Below are 18,700 nucleotides of genomic sequence, written 5' to 3'. Positions count from 1 at the left end.
ATGCAAGAGCGGCAGCGCATCGCGCCGCCGCTCTTGTGGCTTCAGGCGAGATATCCGCCATCGATCGTCAGACTGGCGCCGGTGATGAAGGACGCTTCCGGGCTCGCGAGATAGGCGGCGAAGCTGGCGATTTCCTTATCCTCGCCGATGCGCCCGAGCGCCATCAACTGCTTCAGTCGCTCATGGCCTGTCTCGTCCGAGTTCATGTCCGTCGCCGTCGGCCCCGGCTGGATATTGTTCACGGTGATACCGCGCGGGCCGAGATCGCGGGCAAGGCCACGTGTCATGGCAGCGACCGCCCCCTTGGTCATGGCATAGACCGACGAGGTCGGAAAACCGCTGCGGTCGGCGGCAATGCTGCCGATGGTGATGACCCGTCCGCCCGCTTTCATGTGGCGCACGGCTGCCTGCGTGCCCGCGAAGACGGCGCGGACGTTGACTGCGAACATGCGGTCAAAGTCTTCGAGGGGAAAATTCTCTACTGAATTCAGCATGAGAATTCCGGCGCTATTGACGAGAATATCGATGCCGCCGAATGCCGAGACGGTCTGATCGACCGCGTTCTGAACGGCTTTCGGATCGGCACTGTCAGCCTTGATGGCCAGTGCTTTCGCGCCCTTCGCCTCGATTTCGGCAACGATGGCCTTTGCCTTATCGTCGGAGGCGGAATAGGTGAAGGCAACGATCGCGCCGTCGCTGCTGAGACGGCGGACGATTGCGGCACCGATACCACGCGAGCCACCGGTTGCGAGGGCGATCTTGCCGGCAAGTGGTTGGGACATTGTAGTTCCTTTCTTTCTGGATTGTTTAGTCTAGAATTGAACATGCGGAATCGAGTTTGGACTTCCGGTTTTACCGGAGGCTTCGAATGGCGAGACGGGCTATACCGCGGAGCGCTTCAGGGGAGGCACCGTTGCGCGCGCTGACTTTCATGCCTGAGAGGGTCGAGCCAAGGAACTGCACGGCATCGGTGGTATCGACTTCATCTGCGACCTCGCCCCGTTTCTTTCCTTCCTCAAGGATCGTCTTCACGGCGGATGAAAGCCGGCGGGATGCCTGGTCGGTCAGGGCGGAGATTTCACTGTCCGTCCGTCCGAACTCGCATACGGCGCTGACGCCGAGGCAGCCACGGCCGGCTTCGGTCTCGGGGCGGGAGGCAAAGGCGATGAGCGTCTCCTCCAAGGCTTCCAATGGTGTCGTATCGCGGTCCAGGTCGGCCACGAGTTGAGAGACGCTATCGGTATTGTAGCGGTCGAGCGCTGCCAGATAGAGGCTGCGCTTGTCGCCGAAAGTATCGTACATGCTTTGCCGGCTGATCTTCATGGCCGACAGCAACGCATCCGTCGAGGTGCCTTCGTAGCCGTGTTCGGCGAACACGGTGATGGCCGCCTTGAGCGCGGTGTCGCGATCGAATTCCTTATGCCTTGCCATAACGCCTCAATTATCTTTCAAGACTGATCTGTCCAGAATTATTTGGGAACTATCCTTTGCTGTTGCAACCCCGCCATGCGGCATTCCCCTTGAAATTTTCCTGATTTTGTGGTCTTGAGGCCGCCAATCTATGCAGCGCTGTCGCTTTCGGCGTTCAGGGACATATCCCGCCCCTGACAGCGCGTCCCGTATTATCCAAGGAAAATGCCCACATGGCCCGTTCAGCTCTTCTCAATGTCATGGTTCAGGCTGCCATCAAGGCAGGCAAGTCGCTGGGGCGTGATTTCGGGGAAGTGCAGAACCTGCAGGTATCGGTGAAGGGGCCGGGCGACTTCGTCTCGAATGCCGACCGCAAGGCAGAGAAGATCGTCAAGGAGGAGCTTCTCAAGGCTCGTCCAACCTATGGCTTCCTGGGCGAGGAGAGCGAAGAGATCAAGGGCACCGACGGTGCGCACCGCTGGATCGTCGACCCGCTCGACGGCACCACCAACTTCCTGCATGGTATCCCGGCCTTTGCCGTTTCCATCGCGCTCGAGCGCAACAACGAGATCGTCGCGGGTGTGGTCTTCAATCCGGCGACGGATGAGCTCTACACGGCAGAGCGTGGCGGCGGCGCGTTCCTCAATGACCGCCGCCTGCGTGTCGCCTCGCGCCGGGTGCTTTCCGACAGTGTCATCGGTTGCGGCGTGCCGCATCTCGGCCGTGGCAATCACGGCAAATTCCTGATCGAACTCCGACACGTCATGGGCGAAGTCGCCGGCATTCGCCGCATGGGTGCAGTCTCGCTCGATCTTGCCTATGTGGCCGCCGGCCGTTTCGACGGCTTCTGGGAAACGGCACTGTCGCCCTGGGACATGGCAGCCGGCATTCTGCTCATCCGCGAAGCCGGCGGTTTTGCGACCGACTGGGATGGCGGCGCGTCGATCCTGGAAACGGGCTCGATCATCGCCGGCAACGAGCATATCCAGAAGGCGCTGATGGAAGTCGTCAAGCGACCGGTTCCGACCCGCTGACGGGTATCGGAAACAGGCTGTTGTAAAGTCCCGCTTTTCCGCGGTGCATACTTCAATTCGGCACAATGTTGATCTAGTCTCCGGCTGCAATGAATCCGGAGGCCGAGGAACCTATGGAAAATGTGAATGCGGCCGAGTTCGGCTCCACTGAGAAGACGGCCGGTGGCTACGCCTACAAACTCTCCAGTCCCATGTCGTTCTTCTGGACGATGGTGTTGTTCCTTATCATCGTCGGCTTCATAGCAGCGATCCTGTTCCGCCAGACTCAAACCGCCTTCATGCACAATCCGGGCCTCAACGGCCTCATCCTCGGTGTTCTTGCCGTTGGAATCATTCTCGTTTTTAATCACGTGCTGTCGCTTCGTCCGGAAGTGCGCTGGTTCAATTCCTTCCGCGCCGCAGGCAGCGTCGAGAAGGTGAACCGCAATCCGCGGCTGCTCGCGCCGATGAGGGCGCTGATCGGCAACCGCAAGTCGGGTGTTGCATTGTCGACCACGGCGTTGCGCTCCATTCTGGATTCCATTGCCAACCGTCTCGACGAATCGCGCGACGTTTCGCGCTATCTGATCGGCCTGCTCGTCTTCCTCGGCCTGCTCGGTACCTTCTGGGGTCTAATCGGCACGATCGGCTCGATCAGCTCGGTCATCCAGTCTCTCGATGCCGGTTCGAACGGCACGGGCGATGTACTCTCGACGCTTAAGGAGGGGCTCGCGACGCCACTGTCCGGCATGGGCCAGGCCTTCTCGTCCTCGCTGCTCGGTCTTTCGGGTTCGCTGATCCTCGGTTTCCTCGATCTGCAGGCCGGGCGTGCACAGAACCGTTTCTATACGGAGCTGGAGAACTGGCTCTCCTCTGTTACCGATGTCGGCTCGGATATTCCGGTGCCGGCGCTCGATGGCGTCTCCGGCGGCTCGTCGGAAGATATGAAGGCGCTTTCGGAATATCTGCGCAAGGTTGCCGAAGACGGTGGCCCCACGAGCCAACGGTCGGTTGCCGCCATGGCAAGCCTTGCCGAAGGCATCCAGGGCCTCGTCAAGAATATGCGCAACGAGCAGCAGATGCTGCGCGACTGGATCGAAGTGCAGCAGGACGAAGCTAAGGCGATGCGGCGTACGCTCGACCGGCTGGCCGAGCGCATTGGCGTGCATGACCGCGGCAGCGACAGAGCGCGGGAACGATCCGGCCAGGTCGAAAAGAGCGAGGGCAAGTAAGCCATGCCTCTTGGCCGCAACCGTCGCCACCAACGCGCGGTGGACTACTGGCCGGGCTTCGTCGATGCGCTGTCGACGCTGCTCATTGCCATCATGTTCATTCTCACAGTGTTCGTTGTCGGCCAGTTCATTCTCAGTCGCGAAATCAGCGGTCGGGACGAAGTGCTGACGCGTCTGAACGGCCAGATCAACGAGCTCACGCAATTGCTGGCGCTGGAAAAGGGCAGCAATCAGGACCTTCAGGATTCCGTCGCCAATCTGCAGGCGTCGCTTGCGAGTGCCGAGGGCGAGCGAACGCGGTTACAAGCGTTACTCAGCGCTGGTGCTGGCGGGCAGGATGCGGCAAAGCAGCAGGTCGGAACGCTGACGCAGCAGCTTGATGAGCAGAAGCAGGTGAGCGACCGTGCCCTCAGCCAGGTCGAGCTCCTCAACCAGCAGATTGCGGCGCTACGCAGTCAGATCGCAGCTGTCGAGGCTGCACTGCAGGCTTCCGAGGAGAAGGATCAGACGTCGCAGACAAAGATCGCCGATCTCGGACGCCGCCTGAACGTGGCGTTGGCTGCCCGCGTACAGGAACTCAACCGCTACCGGTCGGACTTCTTCGGACGCCTGCGCGAAATCCTGTCGGATCGCGAGAACATCCGCGTCGTCGGCGACCGTTTCGTCTTCCAATCTGAAGTCCTGTTTCCATCCGGCGGCGCCGACCTCAATCCGGACGGCCAGACGGAAATGGCAAAGCTTGCAGCCGCGCTGCTTGACCTCGCCAAGGAAATTCCACCTGAAATCAACTGGGTGCTGCGCGTCGATGGCCATACGGACAATGTCGCGCTCTCAGGCTCAGGTCGTTACCGGGACAACTGGGAGCTTTCATCCGCCCGCGCGATTTCGGTCGTGAAGTTCCTGATCGCGCAGGGTGTGCCCGCAGACCGGCTCGTTGCGGCAGGTTTTGGCGAATTCCAGCCGATCGCACCGGGCGATACCCCGGAGGCGCGTGCCACCAACCGTCGTATCGAGCTCAAGCTGACCGAGAAATAACGGCCTGAAGCTTGCCAGTGAGGAAGGTGCGGACGGCGGGACTGTCGCTGAGCCCGATCGCCATCCTGTAGGCTTCTGCCGCGGCATCGCTTTCACCGAGGTCTGCCAATAGATGTCCCCGCACGGCCCAGTAAGGCTGGTAGCTGGCGACGCCCCGTCGTTCCAGCCCGTCCAACAGGGCGATGGCCGGAGCCGCGCCGTCGACCCTGCCAATGACGGCGGCATGACTGACCTTTGAGCCCAGTGTCGGTTTCATCTCGATGAGCGCCCGGTAGAGGGTAATGAGCGCCTTCCAATCCGTCGTGCCCGTCCGGCGACGCGTAGCGTGGACGGACTGGATCGCCGCCTGGCACTGGAACGGACCGAAACGGTCGAAGGTGCCCGCCTTGCGCAGCAACGTATCGGCTTCCGCCAGCATGATTTCGTTCCAGAGACCGGTATCCTGCTCCTCAAGCGGTATGTAGGTGCGATCGGCATCACGCCGTGCGCGCCTTCTCGCCTCGCAATAAAGCATCAATGAGAGGAGCCCGATAACCTCCGGCTGCTCAGGCAGCATGGTCATGAGAGCGCGGCCAAGCCAGATCGCCTCGCCGGTCAAACCTGTGCGATTGTCTTCCTCGCCATCGAGCCCATCCCAGCCGAGCCCATAGGCGGCATAGATTGCCGAGAGTACGCCCGCCAGCCGATCGGTCAGGATCTGCCGCTCAGGGATGGCGAACGGAATGCCGGCGTCGCGGATCTTGATCTTGGCCCGCACCAGGCGCTGGCTCATGGCATCCGGCGAGATTACGAAGGCTTGTGCGATTGTCTTCGCGTCAATGCCGAGCACCGTCTGAAGCATCAGCGGCGTGTGAACGGACCGATCGATCGCTGGATGTGTACAGGCAAAAAGCAGCTTCAGCCGCTCATCGGAAAAGTCTGCGTTTCGTGCATCGTTCAAACGCTCCTCAGCTTCCTCGATGGCCAGCGCAATGGTTTCACTGGCATTATCGTGCACGGTTCGGTGACGGGCAGCCTGAATGAGGTTGCGGCGGGCTGCGGTGAGCAGCCAGCCCTCGGGATTGTCGGGAATACCGCGCTCGGGCCAGACCCGCAACGCAGCCGCCAGCGCATCAGACAAGGCATCCTCCGCTGCCGGAACATCGCGGGAGCGAGCGGCAAGAAAGGCGATGAGCTTGCCATAGGATTGCCGTGCCACCCTTTCGGCGACACGGCCCGCATCTGATGTCACAACGGCCTCACGCGAATTGCAGCCGCGGCCGTACTTCCACCGAACCCCGTTCGGAGACGGGCACGCGCGTGGCCCATTCGAGCGCGGCATCGAGATCTGGTACCTCGATCACGTAGAAGCCGCCAAGCTGTTCCTTGCCTTCCGGATAGGGACCATCCTGCACATCATGGTCCTCGCCTTTCCGACGTACGATCGTGCCGGTCTCAGGCGGGGTCAGGCCGGCGCCGGCGGTCAAGATCCCTGCCTGCACCAGGGCTTTGGTGTAGGCCGTCCAGCCATCGCGATAGGCGGGGTCGTTACGGCGGACAAAGTCTTCTGCAGATTCACGGATGATAAGTGCGTATTGCATCGGAAACTCCTGATCCTCTGATGGGTTTGACCGGGCAAGCAGCATGTAAGGCCGAATTTGCCCAAGCTGCAATGCTTCGGTGGCGCGGCTTCGAGCCGTTCCGAAACAATGAGGTCTCAGTCGTCTTCATTTCGACATTGCGGCCGAAAAAAATCGATCACACCGAAATGGGCGCGAGAAATGCGCTGAGCGGGAGGTGCTGGAGGCGACTGATGCCGCCTCCGCTTCCAGTCAAGCGTCCGCCTTTGTCTGATCCACCACTTCCGCGCCGGGCGAATTCTTCTTGATGGATTCGATGGCGTTCACCGCGGATGCTTTCGCCTTGTAGCCTTCGGACGAGAACATGGTCTCGCCGTTCGACGCCTTGAAGCGGAAGCGGAATTCACCGGCCTTATCCTTGTAAACTTCAAATCTGTACATGGATCCCTCCTGGTAAGCTGAAATCGTGCATCAGCTTTCAGAAGGCTAGCCCAGAATTGTGAGCTTTTCCACCACCTTAATTAGAATTCCATTGTATGGCGTCCAATTGCCGCCGGTTGGATCGGGCGCGAGAGAAGGGCTGGCCGCATGCTGTCCCTTTCGCAAAGATCATTCCATCTGGATATGGGCGCCGTCTACGACCGGTTTCCATTTCGCAAGCTCGGCCTTCACATGGGCGCCGAGTTCCTCCGGTGTAGAGCCGACGATGGTTGCACTAAATTCCTTCATCCGCCCGGCGACGGCCGGATCGGTCAGCGCCTTGTTGGCGGAGGCGTTGAGGCGAGTAATCACATCGGCCGGTGTGTTGGCCGGCGCAAAGAGTGCGTTCCACGTATAGGTCTCGTATCCTGGAATGCCGGATTCCGCGATAGTCGGGATATCAGGGAAGGATGGCGCGCGTTCGGCGGTCGTGACGGCGAGTGCCCGGAGCGTACCGGCCTTGATGTGGCTCGACGACGAGGGCAGGTTGTCGAACATGATCGGTACCTGATTGCCGATGACGTCGTTCAATGCAGGCCCCGCACCCTTGTAGGGGATATGCTGCATGTCGACGCCCGCCATGCTTTTAAAAAGTTCGCCGGAAAGATGCAGCGGCGTGCCGTTACCGGATGAAGCATAACTGTATTTGTCCGGATCGGCTTTCAGGAGCGCAATCAGCTCCTGCACATTCTTTGCGGGCAGTTCCGGATTGACCACCAGGACATTGGGAACAACCACGAGCAATGAAACCGGTGCGAAATCCTTTTCGGCATCATAGGGCGTCGATTTCAGGATCAGCGGATTGAGGGCGTGGGTGGCGACGGTGCCCATCAGGATCGTATAGCCATCCGGCGCGGCGCGCGCGACGTTATCAGCGCCGAGATTGCCGCCGGCTCCCGCAACATTCTGCACGATGACCTGCTGGCCGAGATCTTCGGACATTTTCTGCGCGACGATACGCGCGACGACGTCAGTCGAGCCTCCGGCGGCGAACGGCACGACCATGGTTATGGAACGATCGGGAAAAGTCTGGGCTGATGCGGCCGTACCAGTCGCGGCTGCGATCAGGCCAAGTCCAAGTGCCACACTTATGCGACTGAGAATATCAGAAAGCGCCATTCGAATCTCCTCCCATCGATTTCAACAGCAAAGACCCCTACCTTGAGCATGGGAAGGTTAGGGCAGGTTCCAGCAAAGGCAACCGAGTGGGAAGGCTGTCGCGATCAGACTTTAGTCGCGATGGGGGTATGAGGCAGCTATTTGGCGGCTGCCAGCACATCCTCGTTGGCCGCATCGAATTGCAGGCGGGCGAGTTTCGCATAGATGCCGCCGTTTCGGATCAGGCTCTGATGCGTGCCCTCCTCTACGACACGTCCCTGATCCATGACGAGAATGCGGTCGGCCTTGAGAACAGTGGCGAGACGGTGGGCGATGACAACAGTGGTGCGGCCATGCATAAGCCCGTCAAGCGCTCTCTGCACAAGCGTTTCGCTCTCTGCATCAAGCGCCGAAGTCGCCTCGTCCAGCAGAAGGATCGGTGCATTTTTCAGGATCGCGCGGGCAATGGCGATGCGCTGGCGCTGACCGCCGGACAGTGTGACACCGCGTTCGCCGACCTGCGTCTCATAAGACTTTTCCAGCCGGTTGATGAATTCATCGGCCTGCGCGGCGATTGCCGCTGCGCGAACCTGCTCGCGCGTCGCGCCATGAACGCCAAAAGCGATATTATCGTGGATCGAGGAGGCGAAGATGGTCACATCCTGTGGCACGATGGCTATGCGCTGGCGCAAGGCGTCCGGATCGGCCTGGCGGGCGTCGACGCCATCGATCTTCACGCTGCCCTGTTGCGGATCGTAGAAGCGCAGCAAGAGCGAAAAGACGGTGCTCTTGCCGGCGCCGGATGGGCCGACGATCGCAACGGTTTCGCCCGGCAGGACCGTGAAATCCAACCCATGCAGAGCTGACTTGCCAGGACGGGATGGATAGGCGAAATGCACGCCGTCGAATTCCACGCGGCCTTGGGCGGGCGAGGGGAGTGGCTGCGGGTTTGCGGGCGCGGCGATCGGCGAAACTTCATCGAGAAGCTCGGTCAGGCGATCAGCGGCACCGGCTGCCTGCGAAAGCTCGCCCCAGACTTCCGACAGTGCGCCGAGTGAGCCGGCTGCGATGACCGCATAGAGCAGGAACTGGCCGAGCGTGCCGGCCGAAAGTGTACCCGCGAGGACGCTGTGGGCGCCAAACCAGAGAACGGCGACCACGCTGCCGAAAATGAGGGTGATGGCGATGCCCGTCAGCAGGGCGCGGGAGGAAACGGCAGAACGTGCGGCCTGATAGGCCGATTCCACAGCCGAGCCGTAGCGGTCCGCTGCAATGGTTTCGGCGTTGAAGGCTTGCACGGTGCGGGTTGCGGCGATCGTCTCATTGGCGAAGGCGGAAGCTTCTGCCAGCGTATCCTGTGCGGCGCGGGAGCGCTTGCGCACCGAACGGCCGCCGGCAACAAGCGGAAAGACGATGACGGGGATCGCGACGATGACGAGGCTGGAAAGCTTTGGCGAGGTGACGATCATCATGCCGAGCGCGCCGATACAGAGGATCAGGTTGCGAAGCGCCACGGAAGCGGTGGCGCCGACGGCGGATTTGATCTGCGTGGTATCGGCCGTCAGCCGCGAGACGATCTCGCCCGACTGGTTGACGTCGAAGAAAGAGGGCGAGAGCCGCGTGACATGCGAGAAGACATCGCGGCGCAGATCCGAAACGATGCGCTCCCCAATGGTGATGACGAAATAGTAGCGCAGAGCGCTGGCAATCGCGAGCACGATGGCCATGATCATCATCATGGCGAAATAGCTGTTGATGAAGGTGCCGTCGGCCTGCGTGAAGCCGTGGTCGATCATGCGGCGCACGGCGAGCGGTATGGCAAGCGAAGTCACAGCCGCCAGCGCCAGCGCAATCAGGGCACCGGCCACCATGCCACGGTAGCGTGCCACATAAGGTGTCAACCTGCCGAGCGGCTTCAGCGAACGCGACCTCTTCTCCCCAAGTTCTGCCTGCTCTGCCAAATTGTCTCCGATCGCCCTCAAAGACCGCGTATTGCGGCTCCTTGGCCCTTGTTATCCCGGCGCCCTTCATGTATAGGCACCGCATCCTAATGGGAAGCCGTAGCCTTCACGACTGCGGCTTCATTTATTCAATCGGTTCTTCCGCCGCAACTGTCTGCGGCAAATTGGACCTCGGCATCGCAGGAAGATTGTCATGAAGGAAGGCATCCATCCCGACTACCATACCATCAAGGTAGTCATGACCGATGGCACCGAGTACGAAACCCGCTCGACCTGGGGTTCGGAAGGCGCTGTCATGAACCTCGAAATCGACTCCAAGTCGCACCCGGCCTGGACTGGCGGCAACCAGCAGCTCATGGACCGCGGCGGCCGTGTCTCGAAGTTCAACAAGCGTTTCGGCGGCCTCGGCCTCTAATTCGCTTCCGCTTTGCGGATTATTCAAAAGCCCGGCCTTGTGTCGGGCTTTTTTGTTTTGGGATATTACTGGCGCGCAAATAAAAAACCGGCCGCGTCACCGCAGCCGGTTTCATGAATTCTATGATGTCAGATCAGTTGTTGCCGAAGGCCGTCTGCAGCAGGGAAAGCTGGGCCTGGACGCTGTTCTGATTATCGGGAACGATCGCAGCTTCTGCCGGGCGGTAGATTTCACGGTCGAGCAGGGCGATGCGGTTCTGCAGGCGAAGCGAGCGCTCCACGAGATCGCGGAAGGATTCCGGCAGGTCGCCCCAGCCCGGAGCATTGCGATCGACGTTGAAGCCATCGAGCCGGACCTTGTTTTTCTCGGCCAGGACCTGATCGCGGGACATTTCGCCATTGTTGACGGCGCGCTGCAGCAGCAGCCAGGAAGCCATCTGCATCAGGCGGGTTGTGAGGCGCATTGATTCAGCCGCATAAAGTACCGAGGCCATGCGCGGCAGCACCTTGGAGGCTGCGCGGCCCTGGCCGTCGAGATAGGATGCGGTTTCTTCGACCAGCGACATGCCCTCTGCATACAGCGTCTTGAACTGCGAGGATGCGGCAGCGCGGCCAGCAAAACTGATTGTATTCAATCCAAGTTCCGACATCTAAAGAATCCCTGTTGCACGCATCTACTATCAGGTAACGCCGGGTTCCCGGAAAAAGTTTCCCAAGCCGGTCTTCGTGATTTCAAGATGGTATCTTTAACCTAGATGCGCAAGCCGTTTCTTAAGAAAAGGTTAATCTCCACAGTTTCGTGGAAAGGTCTAAGGCAGCGCAAAAAGAAGAGCCGCAAAAGCGGCTCTCAAGGTAAAACAGGGAGAAAAATCAGACCAATTCACCGCTTGGAAAACTGTCTGAGGTCCAGAAGAATCTGAACAGCATCAGTAATACCTTATAAAGCTTAATTTTTTATTAATGTCGTCCCGATTTAAGACTTAACGAAAGTAAATACGAAGCAATATTTGCTCGCTCACAGTCTTATGACCGGAAAAGATTTTCGGCGGCCAATCGGCCGGAAGCCTTCTTGGCGGCCTCGGCCTCGAGCCGTGCGATCTCGGTTTTCAAAAGTTCCACGCGTGCTCTCAACTCGTCGACCGAAAGCATGGAGAGATCGGAGCCGATCTCGTGCGCTGTCTTCTTCTGCGGCCTATCGTCATCCATCAAGCTCATTGTCGCTCCTCCTGCAAACCGTGTGGCGATCACTAGGATTTCGGCCCACGCTTCAAGTCTCTGTTGCAAGCGTGTCGCTATCGCAAAATCGCTGCGCATTTTTCGCGCGACATGCCTCAGTCCGTCAGCCGAACTTTACAGCAGGATCGCCGCTTTCGGGAGACTTGTTGGAGCTGCGATCGGCAAGCGACATGCTTTGCGGCGTAAGCGTCGGAGATGTTGCTGTCGGGATCGTCGTATAGGCATCGCGGTCGCTCGCCGGAATGGCTGCACGAATGCGGCTTCTGAGGATGGCATAGCCGGTGATCAGGAGATGGGCGAGCGCTGTCACCAGGAAGAGTGCATGGGGGCTGACGACTGACATGACCGGACCTCCGATCGTCGGCCCGATAACGGTGCCGATGCCGTAGAGCAGCAGCAGGCCGCCGGAAACCTTTACGAAATCCTCCGATGAGGCAAAGTCGTTCGCATGGGCGACAGCGATCGGATAGAGCGTATTGGCGACCGCACCGTAGAGGATGACGAGGCCGATCAGGAAGGCTGGGGAGGACGGATGCAGGAGGAAGATCAGGAGCCCGGCGAGCGCCGCGATGGCTGACATGGCTGCCAGGACGTAGCGACGGTCGATACGATCTGACAGGCGTCCGGCCGGAAGCTGCATCACCGCGCCGGCAAAGATGGTGGTGCTCATCATCACGGCAATCGAGGTGTCGGAAAGACCCGCACCCGCGCCGAAGACGGCCCCGAGCGTACCATAGGCGCCATTGGCAATGCCAACCAGCAGGATGCCGAGGCAGGAAACCGGCGAATTGCGATAGAGCGCAGGCAGATCCAGTTTGACTGCTTTCAGCGGCTGCGGTGAGGCTGCGGTCGACAGCGTCGTCGGCAGCATGGCGATGCAGTAGAAGATGCCGCAGATCATGAAGAGTACGGGCGTGCGCACGTCTTCGAGCGGGATCATCATCTGGCCGCCCACGACGCCAAGGAGGGTGATGCCGATATAGAGCGAGAAGATCGCGCCGCGGCTCTCATTGTTCGCCCGTTCGTTCAGCCAGCTTTCGATGATCATCGAAGTCCCGGCAGTGGAGAAACCGGTGACGGCACGCAGGATGACCCACCAGACCGGATCAATGATGATGCCGCTGACAAGCGCGATGATGGCGATGATGGCGATAAAGCCGGAGAACGCGCGCACATGGCCGACGCGACGCACCATCTTCGGTGCAACCAGGCAGCCAATAACGAAACCTGCCGCCCAGGAGGTCCCGAGCAGACCGAGCGTGGTCGTGGCATAACCTTCGAGGTTTCCGCGCACAGGAAGCAGAATGCCCTGCAGTCCGTTGCCCATGAAAAGGAAGAGCGTGCCAAAGAGCAGCGCAGCGACGGACAGCAGATTTCTTGTCATATCCCCAGACTCGGCGTGTTCGCTTCGAAAAAGACATAAGGCGCGACGTTAATCTGCCCAGTCCATAAGAGTGTTGATTGTGTCCCGGAATGCCTTTACGGCGTGTAGATATTCCTGTGTTCGCGTGAAAAAATGTCCGTCCTGTGACATTCTGATAAATGGAAAAAATAAAGCCATGACAAAGCTGATAGCGTTGCTACTCATCCTTGCCATGGCAATCCAGATCATCAAGCCGCTCGGCTATCCGGGGCTGCGCCGCCGGATGGATTTCTGGAAGATCGCGCTGATTGCCTTTGCCATCTGGGCGGTGGCCTTGCTGGCGCGTGATTTCCTGGTGCAATAGGCGGGGTCAGTCCTGCAGGATGATCTCGCCTTTCATCATCGGCACGCAGCTTCCCGAGATCGTCACGTCAGTGACCGTGCCGACCGTCTTGACGACATCGAGTTCGATGATGCTGCGCCGGCCCATTTCGACGCCCTGTTCGATCGTCACGTGCTGGCTGACGTCCGCCTCCGGCAGCAGCGAGACGAGATAGGCGGAGAGGGCGGCTGATGCGCTTCCGGTCGCCGGATCTTCAATGACGTTGTCCAGCGGCGCGAACATGCGGGCGCGGATGTTCCAGGGGGTAGCGGCGGGACGTACATAGAGGAAGAGCGAAAAGTCATGGCTGCCGGCCACGCCCCTAGCCGCCGCCTGGAAGCCGTTCAGATTGGGACTTGCCGCGGCCAGAGCCTCGAGACTCTCGAGTTCTGCGATGGCGAAGTTCAGTCCCACCGAGGCAAAGACTGGGGCATGCTTGTTCTTGCGGATCGAGGAGGGATCAAGGGAGACGCAATCGGCAATGACGGTCTCGGATATTCTGTCGCCTATTTCAAGCGGCCGTGGAGCACGGATGGTTGCTCCGGTGACTCGGCCTTCACGGCGCTGCAGGGTGACTTCCACGAGGCCGGCCTTTTCCTCGAACCGCAGCCTATCGCCAATGGCGCGACCGAAGATTTCGTTCTGCTGGCCGAGAACATAGGCAGTGCCGACATTGGGATGCCCCGCGAACGGCACCTCCATTGTCGGCGTGAAGATGCGAACTTTTGCGGTGTTTTCGGGGTTCTCGGGCGGCAGCACGAAGGTTACTTCGGAATAGCCGAACTCGGCGGCAATCTTTTGCATTGCCGCATCGCTGATGCCCCTGGCGTCGCTCATGACCGCGAGCGGATTGCCCTCATAGCGGGTGGAGGTGAAGACGTCGACGGTGAGGTAGGACAAGCTGTTCATGGCGGCTCCAACAATGGTGGCACCATGATTATCGAGGCTCGTTGTTGCTGCGAAGGACTATCTTGTCGCCATGACAAATCGGCTTCGCGACTGGCAAGAACAAAGACAGGCGGCGAGGGTGCTCGCCGCCTGTCTGTTTTCTCAAGCATCCAAAAGGCTCATGCGGCCTTTTCGAGTTCGGCCTTCCAGTTGCCCTTGGCGGCGAGGCTGTTCATCTCGGCGCGGTGTGCGAATTCGCGCTGGCCGGCAGCGACGTTTTCCTGCTTGCCGTTCCAGGCCTTGAGTGCACTGTCCTGCAGAGCACGGCCATAGGAGAAGGTGACAAACCAGGGCAGCTCATAACCGGAGTTGATGGCGGAGAGATGGGCTGTCGCTTCTTCCGTGGTCTGGCCGCCGGAGAGGAAGGCGATCCCCGGAACGGATGACGGAACCGTGCGCTTCAACACCTGGACGGTGCGCTCCGCCACTTCCGCAACCGAGGCCTTGCGGGCATTCTTGCCGTCAATGACCATGTTCGGTTTCAGGATCATGCCCTCGAGGCTGACACGGGCATCAGCAAGTTCCTCGAACACGATGCGCAGCGTGGATTCGGTCACTTCGGCGCAACGGTCGATATTGTGGTCGCCCGGCTTTCCGTCCATCAGGCATTCCGGCTCGACGATCGGTACGATCTTGGCTTCCTGGCAGAGCGCGGCATAGCGAGCCAGCGCCTGGGCGTTGGCGCGCACGGAACCACGGCTCGGCAGGGTCTGCGAGATGGCGATGACGCCGCGCCACTTGGCGAAGCGGGCGCCGGCCTCATAATATCTGGCAAGCCGGTCTGCGAGGCCATCAAGGCCTTCGGTGACGGTTTCACCCGGATATTTTGCCATCGGCTTGGCGCCGATATCGACCTTAATGCCCGGAATGCTGTCGGCAGCCTTGATGATGTCGACGAAAGACGTGCCGTCAGCGGCTTTCTGATACAGGGTTTCCTCGTAGAGGATGACGCCGGAAATGTACTTCTTCATTGCGTCTTCCGAGCGGAAGAGCATCTCGCGATAATCGCGTCGGCTGGTTTCGGTCGATTCAAGATTGATCGCATCGAAACGCTTCTTGATGGTGGAGGTCGATTCATCGGCGGCAAGCAGGCCCCGACCGCCAGCAACCATCTTTACTGCAATGTCTTCCAGTCGTTCGCTCATCTCGTTCTCTCCACAATGAAACCCGGTAGAATTGACAATATAGAACTCGGATAACAGAAGTTTATAGCGAGAAAAATGGGAGCGCTAAGTCATTGAAACGATTGAAATGATTTCAATCGTTTGAAAGTTCGGGAATTTTTCCTCTTCTTGAGCAAAAGACCGCGGAAGCGTTCATTCCCGCGGCCTATCCTGCTGGAATATCTGCCGAATCGGCTTATCGCCAATCGGCCGTTACCGAGAGAGAACGGCCACGCCCGGCAGTTCCTTGCCTTCCATCCATTCGAGGAAGGCGCCGCCTGCCGTCGAAACATAGGTAAATTCTTCGGCAACGCCGGCATGGTTCAGCGCCGAGACCGTATCGCCGCCGCCTGCAACTGACGTGAGCTTGCCGGCCTTGGTGCGCTCGGCGGCATATTTCGCAGCGGCGACGGTCGCTGCGTCGAAAGGCTCGATTTCGAAGGCGCCGAGCGGACCGTTCCAGACGAGCGTCGTGGCGCGCTCGATCCAGGCCTTGACGGCTTCGACCGACTTTGGACCGACATCGAGGACCATGGCGTCACCGGGGATGGCTTCGATCGAGACGATCTCATTGGCCGCTCCTGCCTTGAATTCGCGGGCGATAACCCCGTCTTCCGGCAGAACGATCGCGCAGCCGGCCGTGGCGGCTTCGATCATGATCTGCTTGGCGGTATCGGCGAGGTCATGTTCGCAGAGCGACTTGCCGACATTGGTGCCTCGGGCGGCGATGAAGGTGTTGGCCATGCCGCCGCCGATCACGAGCGCGTCGACCTTCTTCACGAGGTTCATAAGAAGGTCGATCTTGGTCGAGACCTTGGCGCCACCGACGATGGCGACGACCGGACGGATCGGGTTGCCGAGGCCTTTTTCGAGCGCCTCGAGTTCTGCCTGCATCGTGCGCCCCGCATAGGCCGGCAGGTGATGGGCAAGGCCTTCGGTGGAGGCGTGGGCGCGGTGAGCAGCGGAGAAGGCGTCGTTCACATAGATATCGCCGTTTGCGGCGAGCGCCTTTGTGAATTCAGGATCGTTCTTTTCCTCTCCCTTGTGGAAGCGGGTGTTTTCCAGAAGCAGGATATCGCCATTGTTCATCTTCGCGACGGCGGAAGCGGCGGCTTGGCCGATGCAGTCGGACGCAGTCAGCACGGCGTGGTCGAGCACCGCCTCGACCGACGGAGCAATCAGAGAAAGCGAGAATTCTGCCGAGGGGCCGTCCTTCGGGCGGCCGAAATGGGCGAGCAGGATGACCTTCGCTCCCTTTTTCGACAGTTCAAGGATCGTCGGCGCGACGCGCTCGATGCGGGTCGTGTCCGTAACCTTGCCGTCCTTGACCGGGACGTTGAGGTCGACGCGGACGAGAACGCGCTTGCCGGCGATATCGTTGAGGTCGTCGAGGGTCTTGAAAGCTGCCATGGAAGGATCCGTTCGTGGTTGCGAAAGTTGCGCCGACCATAGCAAGGATCGAAGGAGACGCAAGGCAGTCGGCGGCCGTTTTAGCGTGGGGTTTCGTCACGTCCGGCAGCACTTTCCGCAGCCGTCACCTCATGCCTCTTGCGGCCTTTCATACGGTCGCGGGTACGCTGGATAATTTCGCGCAGATTGATGAAGATCGGCAATGTTATGGCGGGCTCCACGGCCTCCAATGACATGCCGACAGAGGTGATGTGATCCTGATCGTCGAGGTCGCGGACGATGAGAATGAGCGAGCCGAGACGGACGCGATCAGCATAATCCGCCTTGCCGCCGAGGCGCTGTTTCATCAGTTCGGCGATCGTCAAACCCTTCTCGGATTCATTGAGCAGGCCCGGACCATAGGCGGCATCGAGATCGGCGGCAGGGCGAGCCGGCGACAGCGCGAAGGCGCCAAAAAATTCCGCGTCATCCTCATCAACAGGTGCGCGACTGGCGAAGAGCCGGTCGAGCAGGCGCGAATAGCTGGGAGCGATGAAGAGGTAGACAAGATCGTTTTCCCTCAGGCGACCGGCATATTGGTAGCGCATCGACTTGCCGTCGCGGATCACAAGCGAGGGTGCCGCCCAGCGCGGAATGCGCTCGCCACGCAGAACCGGGCTGTCCTTGACGACGCGATAGGAAAGCAGCTCGTGATTGGCCGCGCCTGGCAGGTCGACCTCAACTTTGTCGACCGCGCCGATGCGCGGCGGAATGATGAGACCGAGGCGCTTGGCGACCGGCTTGATTGTCCAGCCCTGCACGAGGAGCGAGACGAGCACGATGATGAAGGCGGTGTTGAAGTAGATCTGGCTGTGCTGCAGGCCGCCGAGGATCGGCATGATGGCAAGCAGGATTGAGACTGCGCCGCGCAGACCGACCCAGGCGACAAAGCCGATTTCCTGCTGCGTATAATCGAACGGCAGCAGCGACAGCCAGACGGCGAGCGGCCGGGCGACGAAGATCAGGAAGAGAGCGAGCAGGATCGCCGGCACGATGATGACAGGGAATTGCGAAGGCGTCGCCAACAGGCCGAGCACAAGGAACATAATGATCTGGGCAAGCCAGGTCATGCCGTCCTGAAAGCGCCTGATGGTGCCGATCGCCTGCATCTTTCGGTTTCCGGCATAGATGCCGGCAACGTAGACGGCGAGGAAGCCGCTGCCGCCAACCGCGCCGGTGAAGGAGAAGACGAGCAAGGCGAGCGCCAGCACGAAGATTGGCGTGAGGCCGCGATCCGTTTCCAGCCGCCCGGCGATCAGCACGATCATCATGCCGCCGAGCAGGCCGAGGATGACGCCAAGACCCATCTGCTGAATGAACATGGCGAGCATGCCGATATTGATGCCGGCGTAACGTTCGCCGCTGGCGAGAACCTCGACCAGGGCGATGGTCAGGAAGATCGCCATCGGGTCGTTGGTGCCGGATTCGACTTCCAGAGTAGAGCGCACCTTGTCTCGGATGTTGATGCCGCCGATGCGCAGCAGGAAGAAGACGGCTGCAGCATCGGTTGAGGCGACAATCGAGCCAAGCAGCATGCCTTCCAGCCAGCTGAAATGCAGCAGCCAGCGAGCGGCGAAGGCGAAGAGCCCGGCGGTCAAGAGCACGCCGACCGATGCCAATGTCAATGACGGTATCGCGGCAATCCGGAAGGCTTGCATCGGTGTACCGAAGCCGGAATCAAAAAGGATAATCGCAAGCGCGATGGAGCCCAGAATATAGGCGAGGTAGTTGTTGCTGAATTCGATGCCGAGGCCATCGACGCCGGCAGCAAGCCCGATCATCAGAAACAGCAGCAGGAGAGGAGCGCCGAAGCGGAACGCAAGCAGGCTCGAGAAGGCCGCAAGAAGCACGAGCGCCGTCGCAACCAGCACCACGATATAAAACGCTTCCATGCCTACCCCTTTCGCTTCGTCACGCCATCCCGCAGCCGCCCCGCCCATCCCCCAACGTCCAGCAC

General features: G+C 60.1%; 19 protein-coding genes. 5 read left to right on the top strand and 14 right to left on the bottom strand.

Annotation, left to right across the window (positions count from 1 at the left end; genetic code table 11):
• Positions 1-41: 41 nt before the first annotated feature.
• Complete coding sequence (locus AC1DF8_RS18965) at positions 42-782, bottom strand: 3-oxoacyl-ACP reductase family protein (RefSeq protein ID WP_112968828.1); 741 nt, start codon at positions 780-782, stop codon at positions 42-44.
• A gap of 70 nt (positions 783-852) precedes the next feature.
• Positions 853-1,431 (bottom strand): TetR/AcrR family transcriptional regulator, encoded by a 579-nt coding sequence (locus AC1DF8_RS18960; RefSeq protein ID WP_478154438.1) that lies wholly within the window; start codon positions 1,429-1,431, stop codon positions 853-855.
• A 212-nt stretch (positions 1,432-1,643) separates the two neighbouring features.
• Between AC1DF8_RS18960 and AC1DF8_RS18955 the strand changes: the two genes are divergently transcribed.
• The 3 genes from AC1DF8_RS18955 (at position 1,644) to AC1DF8_RS18945 (ending at position 4,690) form a co-directional block, all read left to right on the top strand.
• On the top strand, positions 1,644-2,444 hold the full coding sequence (locus tag AC1DF8_RS18955; RefSeq protein WP_029869239.1) for an inositol monophosphatase family protein: 801 nt from the start codon (positions 1,644-1,646) through the stop codon (positions 2,442-2,444).
• A gap of 113 nt (positions 2,445-2,557) precedes the next feature.
• On the top strand, positions 2,558-3,655 hold the full coding sequence (locus AC1DF8_RS18950) for a MotA/TolQ/ExbB proton channel family protein (RefSeq protein ID WP_112545034.1): 1,098 nt from the start codon (positions 2,558-2,560) through the stop codon (positions 3,653-3,655).
• A gap of 3 nt (positions 3,656-3,658) precedes the next feature.
• Positions 3,659-4,690, top strand: coding sequence for a peptidoglycan -binding protein (locus AC1DF8_RS18945; protein WP_478154437.1), 1,032 nt, complete (start codon positions 3,659-3,661; stop codon positions 4,688-4,690).
• Here AC1DF8_RS18945 and AC1DF8_RS18940 read toward each other — a convergent pair.
• The 5 genes from AC1DF8_RS18940 to AC1DF8_RS18920 all read right to left on the bottom strand — a co-directional run bounded on the left by AC1DF8_RS18940 (position 4,671) and on the right by AC1DF8_RS18920 (position 9,788).
• Positions 4,671-5,921, bottom strand: a complete 1,251-nt coding sequence (locus AC1DF8_RS18940) for an RNA polymerase sigma factor (RefSeq protein WP_478154436.1) — start codon at positions 5,919-5,921, stop codon at positions 4,671-4,673. The genes AC1DF8_RS18945 and AC1DF8_RS18940 overlap by 20 nt on opposite strands.
• Before the next feature lie 7 nt (positions 5,922-5,928).
• Entirely contained in the window at positions 5,929-6,270 is a 342-nt protein-coding gene (locus tag AC1DF8_RS18935) for a YciI family protein (RefSeq protein WP_113145569.1), read from the bottom strand.
• A 231-nt stretch (positions 6,271-6,501) separates the two neighbouring features.
• Entirely contained in the window at positions 6,502-6,690 is a 189-nt protein-coding gene (locus AC1DF8_RS18930) for a YegP family protein (protein WP_029869175.1), read from the bottom strand.
• 168 nt (positions 6,691-6,858) lie between these two features.
• The gene (locus AC1DF8_RS18925) at positions 6,859-7,848 is read right to left on the bottom strand and encodes a tripartite tricarboxylate transporter substrate binding protein (protein WP_113211975.1); all 990 of its coding nucleotides are present in this window, start codon (positions 7,846-7,848) and stop codon (positions 6,859-6,861) included.
• 137 nt (positions 7,849-7,985) lie between these two features.
• Positions 7,986-9,788 (bottom strand): ABC transporter transmembrane domain-containing protein, encoded by a 1,803-nt coding sequence (locus AC1DF8_RS18920; RefSeq protein ID WP_478154435.1) that lies wholly within the window; start codon positions 9,786-9,788, stop codon positions 7,986-7,988.
• A gap of 193 nt (positions 9,789-9,981) precedes the next feature.
• On the opposite strand from AC1DF8_RS18920, the gene rpmE reads away from it, so the two are divergent.
• Positions 9,982-10,203, top strand: a complete 222-nt coding sequence (gene rpmE, locus AC1DF8_RS18915) for a 50S ribosomal protein L31 (protein WP_112545040.1) — start codon at positions 9,982-9,984, stop codon at positions 10,201-10,203.
• Positions 10,204-10,336: 133 nt separating this feature from the next.
• Here rpmE and rcdA read toward each other — a convergent pair whose 3' ends face one another.
• The 3 genes from rcdA to AC1DF8_RS18900 all read right to left on the bottom strand — a co-directional run bounded on the left by rcdA (position 10,337) and on the right by AC1DF8_RS18900 (position 12,822).
• The gene (gene rcdA / locus AC1DF8_RS18910) at positions 10,337-10,852 is read right to left on the bottom strand and encodes a protease adaptor protein RcdA (RefSeq protein ID WP_112545041.1); all 516 of its coding nucleotides are present in this window, start codon (positions 10,850-10,852) and stop codon (positions 10,337-10,339) included.
• A gap of 373 nt (positions 10,853-11,225) precedes the next feature.
• Entirely contained in the window at positions 11,226-11,417 is a 192-nt protein-coding gene (locus tag AC1DF8_RS18905) for a DUF1192 domain-containing protein (RefSeq protein ID WP_113015551.1), read from the bottom strand.
• Between the two features lie 124 nt (positions 11,418-11,541).
• Positions 11,542-12,822, bottom strand: a complete 1,281-nt coding sequence (locus tag AC1DF8_RS18900; protein WP_112968833.1) for an MFS transporter — start codon at positions 12,820-12,822, stop codon at positions 11,542-11,544.
• A gap of 175 nt (positions 12,823-12,997) precedes the next feature.
• Here AC1DF8_RS18900 and AC1DF8_RS18895 point away from each other — a divergent pair, with 175 nt between their 5' ends.
• A complete protein-coding gene (locus AC1DF8_RS18895) occupies positions 12,998-13,165 on the top strand; it encodes a hypothetical protein (protein WP_183850680.1) in 168 nt (55 codons plus the stop codon).
• A gap of 6 nt (positions 13,166-13,171) precedes the next feature.
• Here the strand turns inward: AC1DF8_RS18895 and AC1DF8_RS18890 are convergent, their stop codons facing one another.
• The 4 genes from AC1DF8_RS18890 to AC1DF8_RS18875 all read right to left on the bottom strand — a co-directional run bounded on the left by AC1DF8_RS18890 (position 13,172) and on the right by AC1DF8_RS18875 (position 18,635).
• The gene (locus AC1DF8_RS18890; RefSeq protein WP_183850678.1) at positions 13,172-14,092 is read right to left on the bottom strand and encodes a PhzF family phenazine biosynthesis protein; all 921 of its coding nucleotides are present in this window, start codon (positions 14,090-14,092) and stop codon (positions 13,172-13,174) included.
• A gap of 158 nt (positions 14,093-14,250) precedes the next feature.
• A complete protein-coding gene (locus tag AC1DF8_RS18885; protein ID WP_112545045.1) occupies positions 14,251-15,276 on the bottom strand; it encodes a class I fructose-bisphosphate aldolase in 1,026 nt (341 codons plus the stop codon).
• Between the two features lie 231 nt (positions 15,277-15,507).
• Positions 15,508-16,704 carry a phosphoglycerate kinase gene (locus AC1DF8_RS18880; RefSeq protein WP_183881794.1) on the bottom strand — a complete coding sequence of 399 codons (1,197 nt, stop codon included), beginning with the start codon at positions 16,702-16,704 and terminating at the stop codon, positions 15,508-15,510.
• A gap of 80 nt (positions 16,705-16,784) precedes the next feature.
• The gene (locus AC1DF8_RS18875; protein WP_112545047.1) at positions 16,785-18,635 is read right to left on the bottom strand and encodes a potassium/proton antiporter; all 1,851 of its coding nucleotides are present in this window, start codon (positions 18,633-18,635) and stop codon (positions 16,785-16,787) included.
• Positions 18,636-18,700: the final 65 nt, after the last annotated feature.

The organism is Rhizobium sp. 05N49, from assembly GCF_056396805.1.
Note: the sequence above shows the minus strand (reverse complement) of the source record. Positions and strands in the feature narration are given on the sequence as shown.

Excerpts from the sequence above, each read along its gene's own strand:
- AC1DF8_RS18960 (WP_478154438.1), bottom strand. The coding sequence starts at position 1,431 with ATGGCAAGGCATAAGGAATTCGATCGCGACACCGCGCTCAAGGCGGCC.
- AC1DF8_RS18950 (WP_112545034.1), top strand. The coding sequence starts at position 2,558 with ATGGAAAATGTGAATGCGGCCGAGTTCGGCTCCACTGAGAAGACGGCC.
- AC1DF8_RS18875 (WP_112545047.1), bottom strand. The coding sequence starts at position 18,635 with ATGGAAGCGTTTTATATCGTGGTGCTGGTTGCGACGGCGCTCGTGCTT.
- AC1DF8_RS18965 (WP_112968828.1), bottom strand. The coding sequence starts at position 782 with ATGTCCCAACCACTTGCCGGCAAGATCGCCCTCGCAACCGGTGGCTCG.
- AC1DF8_RS18905 (WP_113015551.1), bottom strand. The coding sequence starts at position 11,417 with ATGAGCTTGATGGATGACGATAGGCCGCAGAAGAAGACAGCGCACGAG.
- AC1DF8_RS18885 (WP_112545045.1), bottom strand. The coding sequence starts at position 15,276 with ATGAGCGAACGACTGGAAGACATTGCAGTAAAGATGGTTGCTGGCGGT.
- AC1DF8_RS18900 (WP_112968833.1), bottom strand. The coding sequence starts at position 12,822 with ATGACAAGAAATCTGCTGTCCGTCGCTGCGCTGCTCTTTGGCACGCTC.
- AC1DF8_RS18935 (WP_113145569.1), bottom strand. The coding sequence starts at position 6,270 with ATGCAATACGCACTTATCATCCGTGAATCTGCAGAAGACTTTGTCCGC.
- AC1DF8_RS18925 (WP_113211975.1), bottom strand. The coding sequence starts at position 7,848 with ATGGCGCTTTCTGATATTCTCAGTCGCATAAGTGTGGCACTTGGACTT.
- AC1DF8_RS18945 (WP_478154437.1), top strand. The coding sequence starts at position 3,659 with ATGCCTCTTGGCCGCAACCGTCGCCACCAACGCGCGGTGGACTACTGG.
- AC1DF8_RS18880 (WP_183881794.1), bottom strand. The coding sequence starts at position 16,704 with ATGGCAGCTTTCAAGACCCTCGACGACCTCAACGATATCGCCGGCAAG.
- rcdA (WP_112545041.1), bottom strand. The coding sequence starts at position 10,852 with ATGTCGGAACTTGGATTGAATACAATCAGTTTTGCTGGCCGCGCTGCC.
- AC1DF8_RS18930 (WP_029869175.1), bottom strand. The coding sequence starts at position 6,690 with ATGTACAGATTTGAAGTTTACAAGGATAAGGCCGGTGAATTCCGCTTC.
- AC1DF8_RS18955 (WP_029869239.1), top strand. The coding sequence starts at position 1,644 with ATGGCCCGTTCAGCTCTTCTCAATGTCATGGTTCAGGCTGCCATCAAG.
- rpmE (WP_112545040.1), top strand. The coding sequence starts at position 9,982 with ATGAAGGAAGGCATCCATCCCGACTACCATACCATCAAGGTAGTCATG.
- AC1DF8_RS18890 (WP_183850678.1), bottom strand. The coding sequence starts at position 14,092 with ATGAACAGCTTGTCCTACCTCACCGTCGACGTCTTCACCTCCACCCGC.
- AC1DF8_RS18895 (WP_183850680.1), top strand. The coding sequence starts at position 12,998 with ATGACAAAGCTGATAGCGTTGCTACTCATCCTTGCCATGGCAATCCAG.